This window comes from Streptomyces coacervatus (genome assembly GCF_029223485.1).
GTDB classification, from domain to species: domain Bacteria; phylum Actinomycetota; class Actinomycetes; order Streptomycetales; family Streptomycetaceae; genus Streptomyces; species Streptomyces coacervatus.
In genome coordinates this window covers 78,654-93,394 of sequence record NZ_JARHTP010000028.1, presented here as the reverse complement: position 1 = coordinate 93,394, position 14,741 = coordinate 78,654, and the positions used below count along the sequence as shown (strand labels likewise).

The window sequence follows — 14,741 nt, the reverse complement described above, 5'->3', positions numbered from 1 at the left end:
CTCCAGCTGCTCGCCGCCGACGCGACGGCGGCATGAGGCCACCTCGCCTAGTGGGCCGAGACGGGACAGGGGGAGACCGCTGCAGTTCCGGACCGAGCACGTTTGTGCTGGGGCATCATTGAAGCCCGTTATACGCGTGACCAAGAGTGCAGTCGGTAGGAGGCTGGGAATGTCTGGACAAAGCCCCCTCCGGCTGGAGGAACTCACGCCGGGGCGCGTGATATCCGGTGTCGTCCCTGGCCTGGACGTCGTGATCGTCGCGCTACAGATGTTTGGGACCGCTGCCGCACAGGTCACCTATCGCCGTCCTGATGGCACCGTCGAAGAGACGATTCTTTACCGGGATCACGAGAGCAGGCTCACGCCCGGGGCATCCACGTCCTCCCATGAGGCGTTTGACGCCGACCCCCACCTGTTCCGCCTCGTTGCCGAGGCTCTGCGTATCCGCATGGCTGCCCGTGGTGATGCCATGCTGGCTGTCTCCACGAGTGTGCTCGATCCGCTGCCTCATCAGATCCAAGCGGTCTACAACGAGCTACTTCCCCGGACTCCCCTCCGGTTCCTGCTTGCCGATGACCCAGGGGCCGGAAAGACGATCATGGCCGGTCTCTATATCAAAGAGCTGGCCCTCCGCGGTGACCTGGAGCGCTGCTTGATCGTCGCCCCAGGAGGTCTCGTCGAGCAGTGGCAGGACGAGCTTCTGGAGAAGTTCGGGCTCGACTTCACGTTGCTCACCAGGCAGCTCATCGACTCCACCATCGACGGCAGCGTCTTCGACAAGCATCCTCGGCTCATCGCGCGTATGGATGCGCTGGCGCGCTCCGAAGAGATCCAGGAGCGTCTTGTCGAATCGGCGTGGGACTTGGTGGTCGTCGACGAGGCGCACCGCATGAGTGCCAGCTATTTCGGGGCCGAGCTCAAAACGACCAAGCGTTACGAGCTCGGTCGTCTGCTCGGCCGGGTCGCGCGGCACTTCCTCCTGATGACGGCCACTCCGCACGCAGGCAAGGAGGAGGACTTCCAGCTGTTCATGGCGCTGCTCGACGGCGACCGCTTCGCCGGGAAGTACCGGAACGGAGTCCACCAGCACGACGCCTCGGGCCTGATGCGGCGCATGGTCAAGGAAGACCTCCTCACCTTCGATGGGAGGAAGCTCTTCCCAGAGCGTCGCGCCTACACGGTCCCGTACGAGCTCTCGCCGGCCGAGCAGGAGCTGTACGAGCGGGTCACCGAATACGTACGTGACGAGATGAACCGTGCGGAGCGACTCGACGGCCGCCGGGGCAACCAGGTCGGTTTCGCCCTCACTGTGCTGCAGCGCCGCCTCGCGTCGAGCCCCGAGGCAATCGCGAGATCCCTGGAGCGCCGTCGGAGACGGCTCGAAGCCCGACGCGAGGAGATGCTCGCCGCGAAGCAGCGCGCCGAGCTCACTGCCACCGCTCCGCAGTTCGCCGCTGCGGCGATGGCCGGAATGTCCTCGCTCGACAACGAACTGGACGACCTGTCCGGCGAGGAGCTGGAGAACCTGGAGGAGGAGGTCGTCGACTCGGCTTCCGCTGCGCTGACCATCGTCGAGTTGAAGCAGGAGATCGACAGTCTGCGGGAGCTGGAACGCTTGGCCACCCGTGTCCTCGCGCTCGGTGAGGATCGCAAGTGGCTGGAACTCTCCACACTGCTGCAAGACAACGAGCACATGCGAGACGCCGAGGGGCGGCCTCGCAAACTGATCGTTTTCACCGAACACCGCGACACTCTGGAGTACCTCTCGCGCCGCATCCGCGCGCTCATCGGGCAGCCTGAGACCGTTGTGAACATTCACGGTGGTACGCCGCGGCAGCGGCGGCGTGACGTTCGGGACGCCTTCAACCAGGACCCCGACGTCCTGGTGCTCGTCGCCACCGACGCGGCCGGTGAAGGTCTGAATCTCCAGCGAGCCCACCTCATGGTCAACTACGACCTGCCGTGGAACCCGAACAGGATCGAGCAGCGCTTCGGCCGTATCCACCGCATCGGGCAGACCGAGGTCTGCCACCTTTGGAACCTTGTCGCCGACAACACCCGCGAAGGCCAGGTCTTCCAGCGGCTGCTGGACAAGATCGAGCAACAAAGCAAGGCGTATCAGGGCAAGGTCTACAATGTCCTGGGCGAGATCTTTGAGGGTGAACCGTTGCGTGAGCTGCTGGTCAAGGCGATCCGTTACGGCGATCAGCCCGAGGTGAAGGCCCAGCTCGACCAGGTCATTGACGCGCGAGTCGGTGAGCGCGCCGTCGAGCTGATCAAGGGCCTCGCTCTTGACGCTCAGGTCATGGGGATCGAGGACGTCCACAAGGTGCGGCTGCGCATGGAAGAGGCACAGGCCCGCCGACTGCACCCCCATTACGTGCAAGCTTTCTTCCGCGACGCCTTCGCCCGCCTGGGCGGCCAACTGAAGCCCCGGGAAGCCGGCCGTTCCGAGATCACCCACGTGCCGGTTGCCCTGCGTGAGACGGGCCGCTTCGGTGATGGACTCGGAGGCATGGTCCAGCGCAAGTACGAACGGGTCTGCTTCGATAGGGAATCCATCACCGTGCCGGGCAAGCCCCGAGCCGACCTCATCGCACCGGGACACCCCCTCTTCGACGCCGTATTGAACGAGACTGTGCGACGCCACGGCCACCTGCTGAGCAAGGGCGCCGTCCTGGTTGACGCCGCCGACTCCGGCGACCAGCCGCAGCTCCTCGTCGCCCTGGAGCAGGACATTTTGGATGGCCACCGGCGGGCTGTTGACCGGACCTTCGCGTTCACCGAGCTGCTGCCCAACGGTGTGGCACGCAATGCAGGTCCGGCCCCCTACCTCGACTACCGCCCCCCAACGGCACTGGAGGCCAAGGCCATAAAGGTCTTGCTGGACGAGGAGTGGCTGCGTGACGGCGGAAGCGCGCGAGCGCTGGACTGGGCGATCCAGGAAGCCGTGCCCGAGCATCTCACTTCGGCTCGTGAACGCCTTCTCCCGGTCATCGACCGCACCCGCACTCAGGTCGAGCAGCGCCTGAAGCAGGAGATCAGCTATTGGCACGCGCAGGCTGGCAAGCTGGAGCAGGACCTGGCCGAGGGCAAGCGGATCCGACACCGGCCGGAGCGCGCGCGGTCGTGGGCTGAGGAACTTGAGGTCCGCCGCGAACAGCGTCTGGCCGAACTGGAGAAGGACGCGTCCTTGCAGCCCAAGCCTCCGGTGGTGGCCGGCCATGCGCTGATCGTCCCGATTGGCTGGCTGGCCAAGGCGGTTGGAGTCGAGGAGGACGGTGCCGCCCTTGCTCCGCTGCATGCGGTAGATGGGTACGAGACCGACCGCAGGGCCGTCGCCGCCGTGCTGCGGACGGAGCGGGAGTTCGGGCGCATCCCTGAGGAGATGGCCCACAACAACCCGGGATACGACATCCGGTCCCTGACGCCGGAAGGCCGACTTGTCCACATCGAGGTCAAGGGCCGCCGCGCCGGAGCGGATCAGTTCTACATCAGCCGAAACGAGATCCTGGTCGCCAAGAACCGAGGCGACCAACACCGCCTCGCTCTCGTATCCGTGCACCCAGACGGGCCGGAACATGACGAGGTGCGATACCTGAGCAACGCCTTCGCCGACACCGAGTTCGGAGATCTGAAGGCCGAGGGGCTCCTGCTGTCGTGGCCGGACGCCTGGACAAAGGGAGGAGCTCCACTGTGAGCGCCGGGACAGACAACGAGTCGACGCCGCGGAAGCGGAAGCTCATTGAGGTCGCTCTGCCGACCGAGGCCATCAGCAGGGCCAGCAAGGCGGACAAGGACCGCAAGGTCGGAACCATCAAGAACATTCACAAGTGGTTCGCGCCTATGCCTACGCCGGCGTGGCGAGCGTTGCTGTTCGCGGCTGTTGTGGACGATCCCTGTGACGATGAGAAGCGGGCAGATCTACTGGAGATCATCGAGGGCCTGGTCCCCGACAACGGGACGGCCCCGTCGGCGGAGGCGCTGAAGCGGGCGAAGGCAGTACTGGCCGAGCAGGGGCAAGAACTCCCCACCGTTCTTGACCCGTTCTGCGGTGGCGGGTCGACCTTGATCGAGGCACAGCGGCTCGGCTTCTCAACAGTCGCGAGCGACCTGAACCCAGTGCCGACGCTGGTGACGCGGGTGGAGACTCAGCTTGTGCCGACTGTGCTCGGAAAGCCCCCCGTATCAGGCGATGATGGTGCCTTTGAGGACACGGAAATCGACCCAATGGGAGGGTTGCTGGCCGATATCCAGCACTACGCCAAACGCGTCGAGGATGAGGTGAAGTCCAAGGTTGCACACCTTTACGAACCGGTAAAGGGCGGGGAGGCTGTCGCCTGGCTTTGGGCAAGAACTGTGCCGTGCACCAACCCTGCCTGCGGAATTGACATCCCTCTCTACAGTTCACCCTGGCTCAGTAAGCAGAAGGGGCGCGAGGCGTGGCTTAAGCCTGTTCTGGATGATGGTCGCGTGCGATTCGAAATTGGGATGGGGCTAAAGGAAAAAGTTCCTGCCGCCACCAAAGCGGCCCGTGGTGGAAAATTTACGTGCCTGTCGTGTGCTAAGCAGGTGGACGAGAAGCACATCCGCAAGGTGGGAACTGACGGGTTCATGGGTCTGCAGTTGCTTGCGATCGCCGTCGATGACGAGTCGGGACGACATTTCCTTCCTGAGCAAGACGGATTCATGGCACATGAGATCCCCATGCCAGACGATGCCCCGGAAATGGAGTTCCCAGAACAGGCTCTTGGGTTCAGGGTCCAGGCATATGGAATCACTAAGCAGTCAGATCTCTACACAACTCGTCAGATTCATACTCTAGGGGCTTTCGCGGATGCAGTAGCAAAAGTTCCGGAGTGGGTAAGGAGCGACGGCGGAGATTCCGATCAAGGAGTGGCGATTTCCTCCATTCTCGCGATCTGTGTGAGTAAACTGGCGATGGCTAATTCATCTCAGGCCCGCTGGCAGATCGACTCTCGCCATGGTTCCGCGAAGGCTCAGCCAGCATTTGGCCGCAACGCCCTTCCGATGGTCTGGGATTTTGCGGAAGTGAATCCTTTCGCGAAATCTGCTGGCGGTTGGTTCAGTCAACTGAAGTCCATGATCAGCGGCATCAATGCACTTCCCCGCGAGATTCATGCCGGCCAGGCAGTGCAGGCCGATGCCCGTACGGCGGGCTCCATGATTTCTCCAAGAAGCGCTCTGGTCGCGACCGATCCGCCGTATTTCGCGCAGATTCCATATGCCGATTTGAGTGACTACTTCTACGTGTGGCTTCGACGTGCCGCAAGAAATATTCACCCTGATCTCTTCGGGACCATGGCGACTCCGAAGGCTGCCGAACTTATTGCGGACCCATTTCGGCATGGGGGGCCGGGACAAGCGCGCCAGTATTTCATTGATGGCTTCACTGAAGTCTTCTCCTCGCTGAAGCAGGCGTCCCGGGAAGATCTGCCGCTCATCGTCATTTATGCTCACAGGCAGGAAGAAAATAAGGACGGTGAGCTGGCTTCCTCTGCTTGGGATGCCATGCTCGAAGCGATGCTGAGCGCTGGCCTCAGCATCGTTGGAACATGGCCACTGCATGCTACCCATAGCTCGCGCCAAAGAGGCATCCAGTCCAACGCGGTAGCTTCTTATATTGCCATGATATGCCGACCCCGCCCCGCCGACGCTGAAGTACTTGACCGTCGTGGTTTCCTCCAGGCCCTTCGTCGCGAACTCCCAGAGCGCATCAAGCCTCTACAGCAGAGTTCTATCCCGGCAGTCGACCTCGGCCAGGCGGCCATTGGTCCTGGCATGGAGATTTTCTCCCGATATGCCCGCGTGACCGAGCCCGATGGTTCACCTATGCGTGTTCGTACCGCCCTGTCCTTGATTACGAAGGCGCTCGATGAAGTCATTTCCGAATATGAAGAGGATTTCGACGCCGACACCCGCTGGTGCATCAAGTGGTTTGAGGAGTATCAATGGGAGACCGCCAACTTCGGCGAAGCCGACAAACTAGCTAACCGTTACAACACTTCTGTGCCCGGCCTTGTGCACGCGGGAGTTGTGAAGTCCGCTGCCGGCAAAGCGGCGCTCATCAAGCCGACAGACCTTCCGGCCAACTATGACCCGACAACGGACGACCGTCTCGCCATTTGGGAAGTGGCCATGCACCTTTCCCGTCTCATCGAGGGCAAGGGCCCGGGCTCCGGTATCGACGCGGCCGGAGAGCTCCTGGCTCGCGCACGTACACGCACCGAAATCGACGAGGACACGGTCAAGGGTCTTGCCTACCTCTTGCACAACATCTCTGAGGGGCGAGGCTGGACAGAGAGCCAGCGATGGTTCAACAACCTCGTCAGTTCTTGGCCGGACCTGCAGACCTCGGCTCGGGTAGCTGACAAGCGGGGCGTGACAGCGGAGGAAGACGTGTTGTTCTGACCGGCGAAGCCGGAAGTTGCACAAGGGGGCGGCATGCAGAACAACGAGACGGCGCACGGCGCCAACAGCGCAGCGGACACTACGGAAGCGTTAGAAGACAGGACTGCGGACACCATGGCAATGAGTAACCTCGACCGCATCGGCCGCGTCATCCAGCTGCTGCCCGACGGTCTGCTCCCGCTTGTGGAGCGGGAGATGACCAGACGGCAGGGAACGACGTGGTTCGATGATGCGGTCGCCGAGGAGCGCGAGAAGGGGCGCAGCCTGACGTCAAAGCGCGACCCGCAGTTCCTGCTGAACATAGTCCAGCGCTACTGGGGTTCGTACTTCCGTCACTCGCTGCCGGGCGCCACTCGCGGGTATGCCAGCGAGGTCAACGACGTACGCAACCGGTGGGCGCACAACGAGCCGTTCAGCGCCGACGACACCGTGCGCGCCTTGGACACCGCGGAACGGCTGTTGATCGCCGTAGGCGCCACCGCTGAGCTGGTCGAGCAGATCCGCAAGTCACGACTCGACCTCCAGCGGACCATGATCGAGGCCGAGACAAAGCGGCAGACTAGGCGCGCGGCTGCGATGCCGAGTGTTGCCGCTGACGGCCTCAAGCCGTGGCGTGACGTCCTCGTCCCGCACCAAGATGTGGCACGCGGCGACTTCAACGCCTCCGAGTTCGCGGCCAATCTCGCGCAGGTAGCAAAGGGCGAGGGCTCCCCGGAGTACACGGAGCCCGAGGAGTTCTTCCAGCGGACCTATCTCACCGACGGATTGCGCGACCTGCTGAGTAAGTCGCTGAGGCGGGTTTCCGGCGACAACAACGCTTCGCCGACGGTGAATCTGCAGACCAACTTCGGTGGCGGCAAGACCCACTCCATGCTGGCCCTCTACCACCTCTACTCTCCGGGACTTCAGCCACAACGGCTTCCTCAGGAGATGCAGGAGCTCATCGCGGCCTCGCTCTCGGGGTTGCCCAAGGAGGAGGTGCGCCGGGCCGTGCTTGTAGGGACGGCTCTGGCGCCTGGCCAGCCCGACGTGAAGGTGGACGGCACTACGGTCAACACTCTGTGGGGAGAGTTGGCCTGGCAGCTGGGCGGTCGGCAGGCGTACGACGTCATCGCCGAGGCTGACCAGAGCCGTACCAGCCCGGGTTCGGAGCTACTGCAGGACCTGCTCTCGGCGTACGCGCCCTGCCTCGTCCTCATTGACGAGTGGGTGGTCTACGCGCGCCAGCTGGTCAACAACGACGAGCTTCCAGCTGGCACTTTCGAGACGCACTTCTCCTTCGCTCAGTCTCTGACCGAGGCGGTTGAAGCGGTGAGCGGTGCTCAACTGGTGTTGTCCATCCCGGCTTCAGAAGATGGGCAGAACGACAGGGCGGATGCTGACGAGATCGGCGGCGAAGCAGGCCAGGTTGCCCTGGATCGGCTTCAGAAGGTCATTCATCGCAAGGCGGATGCTTGGCGGCCGGCGAGCTCTGACGAGTCCTTCGAGATCGTGCGACGCCGCCTCTTCGAGACCCCGACTGGTGCGGTCCAGGCTGAGATAAACAAAGTTGCCCGGCTGTTCACCCAGTTCTACGCCACGTACAAGCGGGACTTCCCAGCAGGCGTGGACAGGACCGACTACGAGCGGCGAATCAAGTCGACGTATCCGATCCACCCGGAACTCTTCACCCGTCTCTACGAGGACTGGTCGACCCTCGATAGGTTTCAGCGCACCCGCGGCGTACTGAGGCTGATGAGCGCAGTCATCCACGCGCTGTGGCGGGACCAGAACAAGAGTCCCATGATCATGCCGGGCGACATCCCGCTCGACGATCAGCGCGTCGCGAGCGAGCTCACCCACTACCTTGAAGACCGCTGGAAGCCGATCATCGACGCTGACGTCGACGGTCCCGATTCGACCCCGGTTTCCGTAGACAACGAGAAGACAGTACTCGGCCAGCGGGCGATGAGTCGCCGCGTCGCGCGCACCGTCTTCATGGGGTCTGCTCCCACCATCAAGGCTGCCAAGAAGGGGTTGTCCGAGGCGCACATCAGGCTCGGTATGGCGGTTCCCGGTGACGCTATGGGGAACTTTCGTACCGCGCTCAACACCCTCGCGGACCGGTCGACGTATCTGTACGGCGATGCCGATCGCTATTGGTTCGACACGCACGCGAACATCACCCGAAGGGCCAAGGATGAGGCCGAGCGGCTCATCGGTCGGGACGAGGACGTGTGGGCGGAGATCGTCCGACGACTGAGCCCGATTCAGCACCGACGCGGAGACTTCGGTGCCGTGCACATCGCACCTCAACACACGAAGGATGTTCCTGACCTTGAGCAGGCACGATTGGTGCTGCTCCACCCGAAGTGTGTACACCGCGGCGGCAAGGATGTCCCGGACACCCCGGCTCTGCAGTTCGCCGTAGAGACGCTCTCCTCTCACGGCACCAGGAATCGGAGTCACCAGAACACGTTGGTGTTCCTGGCGCCGGACAAGAAGGACATGGGTGACCTCATGGAGGCCGCCCGCGAGTACCTCGGCTGGAAGAAGGTGCTGGACATCCAGTTGGAGCTTGATCTCACCGAGAGCCAGCGGCGCCAGGCACAGACTCGGCGCGACCAGGCGAACGAGAAGATCGAGCTGCGAATCGGCGACGCCTACCGATGGGCGCTGATTCCCGAGCAGAGTTCAGGTGGCCCGATCGTCTGGGAGCACCTGAAGGTGGACGGAGGGCGCGCAGGCGACGCAGCCGTGCGCACTGCCGACCGTCTCAAGCGGGAAGGGCTCCTGTACATCCAGCAGGCTCCCGCCTTGCTCTACCAAAAGCTCAGTGGACCGCTGTCACGTATCTGGGAGCAGGGACACATCTCGGTGGGGCAGCTCTGGGAGCTGCACACGACTTACCCGTACATGAACCGCCTGGTGAACCGCCTCATCCTCGATCAGGGCATTGAAGATGTCCTGTCCATGGTGACCTGGGAGACGGAGGGCTTCGCACTCGCCTCCGGGTACGACGAGGAACGCGGACGCTACCAGGGGCTGACGTTGCCGGGCGGCAACGCGAAGTTCGGACAGATCACCGACAGCACCCTCCTTGTACGCGCGGATCAGGCGGTCAGGCAACAACAGGAAGACGAGGAGGCGGCCGCTCAGAAGCGTGAGGTTGCCACCACCACGTCGAGTAGCCCTCCCGCGCCTGCCACGAGTGGGACGACGAATGGAACGACAGCGAGGGCGCCTGGCAGCTCACAGCAACCTGTCATTCCGCAAACCCCAACCCGCTTCTACGCCAACGCTCAGCTCACCTCCGAGCAGTACAGCAAGAACGCGACGAAGTACTTCTTCGAGATCCTCCAGCACCTCGACGCCATCGGGGCCGAGGTGGAGATCACCGTCGAGATCCAGGCCAGGAACCCAGATGGATTCTCAGAGGACAAGGTGCGCATCCTCACCGAGAACGCCAACACCCTGAAGCTCAACGCCGAGTTCGAGATCGAGTAGGAGCCACGATGGGTCTGCCGCTTTCCTGCGAGCGGCAGACCCCGCTTGGGGCGAGACGCATCGAGCGGCCCGCGGCGCACTCGCTATTCTGGTGGGCAAACATCGTGACGGGGGAGCGCCGATGGCTGCAAGAAACCGGGACAGAACGGTTCACTTCTACGAGATCGCAGACGCGAAGGAACCGAACTCCCGGATGGAACACCGCGACTGGGGCGCGCGGATTCGCCAGTTGCGTGACGTGCCGATCCCACAGCGCACGGTGGAGTCGGGCGGCGAGACTTTGATCGGTGCTGTGGACCCCAATCAGCCGGATCCTCACCTGCTCCTGGCGAAGGTCCGTAAAGACGTGCCTCAGCAGATCAACTACGACGACGGCTCGTTCAGCTACCTGCAGCTCGCTGCCAACCAGGGGCTGGTCGACGTCACGACGGTGTACTTCCTCTCCTTCGGGAACGTCGTGGCCACGATGGGCGGCGGTATCTCGGCCCCACGCGCGCAGGCGATCCAGAGATGGTTCAACGGCATGCGTCTCACCAGCGAGGAGATCCAGCTCCGCCCGGTGGTCGATGCCCGATCTCGCGACAAGCTCGCCCGCGCCAACGCCGTGGAGAAGCTGACCATTCGCGTACAGCCCGAGGCACATGACAGCCCGTCGGCACTCCGCAGCAGCTCGGACATCGGAACGGCGATCAGTCGGATGCATGAGGAGTATCCGGACATGACGATCACGCTGACATTGGAAGTGCCGAAGAAGCCCAAGTGGTACTCCGTGAGGCGCCGCTCACGCGGACATCGGCAGCTGCTGGACTCGACCTCCGCGCTTGCCGCGGACATCGGCGACTGGCTCGACAACACCGACGCGGTGGATGTCGCACGGGCCGAGGCGCACATCGAGGAATGGAACCAACAAGCGACAGACGAGAAGATCGACTTTGTGGCGGAACGCATCACCGCTAAGTGCCGTGTGCCCCTTGAGTCCACCGATGGGCACTCGATCGACCTCCACGTTGCACTGACCGAATTGGCGCGGGTCGCTCATGAGCACGAGCGGACCCTAAGAGCCGCTGTCGGTGCTGACGTCTAGGCTGGAGTGCGACAGGGGAAAGTCTTTTGACTGGTCGCGCGGGGGGATTCACGATGCCTGGTACTGGGGTCGGACCACGGCGGCTGCTCAACACGTGGCGTGCGCGACCGGGCGCTGACTGGCTGATTGTGGTCGCGGTGCTTGGGGCGCACCTCGCCTGGGTGAAGTGGTCCGGGGGCAGCGACCTCTTCGGGAAACCGCGGCGCGAGCAGCGCTTGCAGATCTATACGGCAGGCGCCACGGTCGTGGCTTTGGTCGGCAGCTTCGTCACCGCGGCGATTGCGCAGTACGCGGCCGCTACGGGAAGGCGTATGCGGACACTGCGTACCGCAGGGCACCTGGCGTCGCAGTTCCGACGGAACTGGGTCAGCATCCTTTCGGCGACGCTCCTGATCGCCGGCATCTGTCTTCTGGCCACCGTCCTAGACACCACGGAGGCCGACCCAGGCGGCGTCCACTGGATGGTGGAGGCGTCACTCCTCCTTGGCGTGGTGCGGTCGTATCGGCTGCTTTGGCTGTTTAACGCGGTCATCATGGCCACGGACCGAGACCTGGGAGACTTCTCCCAGGAACCTCAGCGCTTGCAGACGTGACGGGGGTTCATCACACCCTGCTCGGGGATGTCAAAGGAACGGGATCGCTGGACGGCCAAAAGCCGGAGTGGACGTTCGGGCCCGGAATCAGCTTGCCCGCATAGTCGACTGCGACTGTTCTCCGCTGCCGTCCAGCTCGTTTGAACCGGTGAATGTCGCCCCCTGTCCCCTTGCGTGGCCGAGGCGACGAGCCGGTAGCCGACGCTTCGTACGTTCTCGATCTTGTCTGCACTGCGGTGTGGGCGTCCGGAGGCACCAAAGGATTTGGGCGACGGGGGAAGAGTGGCCGCCGACCACGGTTCGCGAGGTGCGAACCGTGATCACTCCTATGTGCCGTGGGCCGATGTTCGATCAGACGGGGAAGTGGCGGAGAAGGAAGTGCATGGCTCCCGTCAGAAGCTGCATGCGAATGCGGGCTTCCTGAGCGTCGGAGAGTCCCGGGTGCGAGCCGTTCAGATGCGAGATGTCCCAGACGCCCTGGATCATGGTGCCTCCGTCCCTTTCCGGCAGGGGCTTGCCGGTGACCGCGGGCCCCGTTCCGCCCTGGGCGTAGAGGTTCTTGATCGCGAGGCCGCCCTGGTTGGCTCGCCCGGTGTTCTGGTAGCCCGTGTGGTCAACTGCCAAGTTGACGATCAAGTCTTCGAGCGCAGTCCGGAGCTGCCCGTTCGACGACGGGTGGTCCTGCTCCGAAAAGTGCTTGAGCGCTGCCTGGTAGTGGCCGAGCGCCTGGGTGTATCCCCGGACAGACAACTCGTGCTCAAGCGCGGTCATCTCCTCGTGGAGGGGTGCCTGGCTGGCGTCGAACGGCAGGATCTTCACCTTGTGGCGGAAGTCCATGAGGTCGAGGTCGTCCGTCACCTGGTCGACGAGTTCGTAGCCATCGGTTCGGAGAGCCTCGGCGAGGTCGTCGACCAGGTTCCGCAGGTCCCTGTGGAGGTCGAACTCCACGAGAGCTCGGGCGAAATCGAGGAGTGCCTGGTGAGCCTCGGCGTCATCTTCCTCGATGGCCTTGTCGCGGGCCTCGTTCAGGGCGGTCCGCAGGATCTCCTGCCGGTTGTCGTCCTTGGCGATGCGCTTGGACCAGAGGTTCGCTTCCATGAGCAGATCGAGGATGTCGGACTTGCCGAGCCCCTTGCCGATCTTGATCATTCGGGCGAGCGTCTGGGTGCTGAGCGTTTGCATGACGTCCATCATCGGGTCCTGAACATGTCCATGCACCCGGATTTCAGAGAGACTGTCGGATTATGTGACGGTCGGCCAGTCGGGGCGTGACGAACGACCTTCAGCGACCCGAGGTGCTTCCGGGGGGTCGGCTCTCATGCCGCCCCGTCGATCCGGGAAAGACCGCCGGTTCAAAGCGGAGAGGAAGCGGAGGAGTCGGGGCCGTGGCCTCAGCTACAGGCCGAGGCCGCACCGCCGAGGCCAGAGCTCTGTTCCGTAGGAGCGTAACGGCTCGTCCCCGTGGGCAGGCGGGACTCTGGCCACTGTCCGGTCGGCATGAGTTGGATATCGTCCGGGACAGCCGCCACGCCTTACCCCCACCAAAGGCACGGAGCCATCCGCATCCGGCCGATTGCGTACGACATCGACGGGAGCGAGCACGACGCGCGCCATCTGTGCAGATCGCAGACGGTCGGCGATAGTTGATGTCGCAGGTGGGGAGGGAGGGCCGTGATGCTCAACCCAGGATATTTCCAGAGTCACGCTTCCAAGCGAGCTGCGCGTATACACGCCAAGCACAGCGCTCACCAGTCCATACTGCGCGACTACCTCGACTAGGTCGCCGTCGTACGACACAGAAGGCCCGGTTCTCCCGCGGGGGAACCGGGCCTTCTCGTGCTGTCGCGCAGGTGCGGGGTGCGGCGGGCTGGATCACTCTGGGTCTCCCAAGACCATCCCAGAGTGAGGAGCCTGTATGCGCCGTTCCTTTGTCCGGGCGCTGGCCCGGCCGCTGGTCCTTACGGCCGCAGCGACCGCAATACCGTTGCTCTCCACTGCCCCCGTGGCCGCTGACAGCGTTGTCATAGGGAGTTTCCCGATCGACGTGTCCGAGAGTCCGTGGACGGTGGCGCTGTCCAGCCGTGACCGGTTCGGGGGTACGCGTGCGGGGCAGTTCTGCGGCGGTGTGGCCATCAGTCGTACGACCGTGCTCACCGCGGCCCATTGCATGGCCGAGGACGTCCTCGGAGCACCGCCGGAGCGCGTCCACGACCTCAAGGTCATCGCGAACCGTACGGACCTGCTCTCGGGTCGTGGCCGCGAGATCTCGGTACGCCACATCCGGGTGAGTCCGACCTTCGACAGCGACAGCAATGCCGAGGACTTCGCCGTGCTCACCCTCGCCAGACCCCTGCCGCGCAGCTCGGTCATCCCGATGGCGGCCGCCGGCGATCCTGCCTACAGGCCGGGTACGAGCGCCACGGTCTCCGGATGGGGGGACCTCACCGGCGGCGGCGACTACGCACACAGTCTGCGGGCGACACGCGTGCACGTGCTGCCGGATGCCCGGTGCCAGGAGGCGTATCCGGGCAGCGCCGACGGCACGTACGTCGCCAAGAGCATGTTGTGCGCCGGGGAGGCCGGAGGCGGCCATGACGCCTGCCAGGGGGACAGCGGTGGCCCCCTCGTGGCCCAGGGGAAGCTGATCGGGCTCGTCTCCTGGGGGAGCGGCTGCGGTCGTGCGGGCAGCCCCGGCGTCTACACGCGGGTGTCCGAGGCCCTGCGAGCGCTGGGCCGGAGCGGCGGGCCCGGCAGGGCCCGCTGACGGAGCCCGTACCGCATCTCCGGTACGAGCGCGGGCGGCGCGGTCCCTGGAATCAGGGGCCGCGCCGCCCGTACACCGGCCTGTGCCGGAGCTGGCTCGTCGTGAATGCGAGGTGTCAGCGCTCTTCTTCGGTTGCTGATGCCGGAACGGACGTCAGCCGCTCCGTCTCGTCCTGTATCTCAGCGGCGATCTTCTTGAGTTCCGGCTCGAACTTGCGGCCGTGGTGGGCGCAGAAGAGCAGTTCGCCGCCGCTGAGCAGGACAACGCGCACGTAGGCCTGTGCGCCGCAGCGGTCGCAGCGATCGGCGGCCGTCAGTGGGCTCGCGGGGGTCAGAACAGTAGTCACGTCGCCTCTTCTCTAGCTCGACGAGCTGTCGTACCA

The 14,741-nt window shown here is 64.0% G+C and carries 8 protein-coding genes; 6 read left to right on the top strand and 2 right to left on the bottom strand.

Translation table 11 applies throughout. The features are described from left to right. The first annotated feature begins 169 nt into the window (after nucleotides 1–169). The 5 genes from P2Q00_RS45655 to P2Q00_RS45635 all read left to right on the top strand — a co-directional run bounded on the left by P2Q00_RS45655 (nucleotide 170) and on the right by P2Q00_RS45635 (nucleotide 11,595). Nucleotides 170–3,700 (top strand): helicase-related protein, encoded by a 3,531-nt coding sequence (locus tag P2Q00_RS45655; protein ID WP_275780744.1) that lies wholly within the window; start codon nucleotides 170–172, stop codon nucleotides 3,698–3,700. Then, nucleotides 3,697–6,432: a DUF1156 domain-containing protein gene (locus P2Q00_RS45650; protein WP_275780743.1), complete on the top strand. Its 2,736-nt coding sequence runs from the start codon at nucleotides 3,697–3,699 to the stop codon at nucleotides 6,430–6,432. Before P2Q00_RS45655 ends, P2Q00_RS45650 begins: the two co-directional genes overlap by 4 nt. A gap of 33 nt (nucleotides 6,433–6,465) precedes the next feature. Further along, the gene (locus P2Q00_RS45645) at nucleotides 6,466–9,918 is read left to right on the top strand and encodes a DUF499 family protein (protein ID WP_275780742.1); all 3,453 of its coding nucleotides are present in this window, start codon (nucleotides 6,466–6,468) and stop codon (nucleotides 9,916–9,918) included. Between the two features lie 121 nt (nucleotides 9,919–10,039). Continuing rightward, the gene (locus P2Q00_RS45640) at nucleotides 10,040–11,002 is read left to right on the top strand and encodes a hypothetical protein (RefSeq protein ID WP_275780740.1); all 963 of its coding nucleotides are present in this window, start codon (nucleotides 10,040–10,042) and stop codon (nucleotides 11,000–11,002) included. A gap of 53 nt (nucleotides 11,003–11,055) precedes the next feature. Beyond that, nucleotides 11,056–11,595 carry a hypothetical protein gene (locus tag P2Q00_RS45635; RefSeq protein WP_275780739.1) on the top strand — a complete coding sequence of 180 codons (540 nt, stop codon included), beginning with the start codon at nucleotides 11,056–11,058 and terminating at the stop codon, nucleotides 11,593–11,595. A gap of 351 nt (nucleotides 11,596–11,946) precedes the next feature. On the opposite strand, the gene P2Q00_RS45630 is transcribed toward P2Q00_RS45635, so the two are convergent. Further along, on the bottom strand, nucleotides 11,947–12,777 hold the full coding sequence (locus tag P2Q00_RS45630) for a hypothetical protein (RefSeq protein ID WP_275780738.1): 831 nt from the start codon (nucleotides 12,775–12,777) through the stop codon (nucleotides 11,947–11,949). A 733-nt stretch (nucleotides 12,778–13,510) separates the two neighbouring features. On the opposite strand from P2Q00_RS45630, the gene P2Q00_RS45625 reads away from it, so the two are divergent. Next, on the top strand, nucleotides 13,511–14,359 hold the full coding sequence (locus tag P2Q00_RS45625) for a serine protease (protein ID WP_275780736.1): 849 nt from the start codon (nucleotides 13,511–13,513) through the stop codon (nucleotides 14,357–14,359). A 115-nt stretch (nucleotides 14,360–14,474) separates the two neighbouring features. Here the strand turns inward: P2Q00_RS45625 and P2Q00_RS45620 are convergent, their stop codons facing one another. After that, nucleotides 14,475–14,705 carry a DUF7455 domain-containing protein gene (locus tag P2Q00_RS45620; protein WP_200699702.1) on the bottom strand — a complete coding sequence of 77 codons (231 nt, stop codon included), beginning with the start codon at nucleotides 14,703–14,705 and terminating at the stop codon, nucleotides 14,475–14,477. Nucleotides 14,706–14,741: the final 36 nt, after the last annotated feature.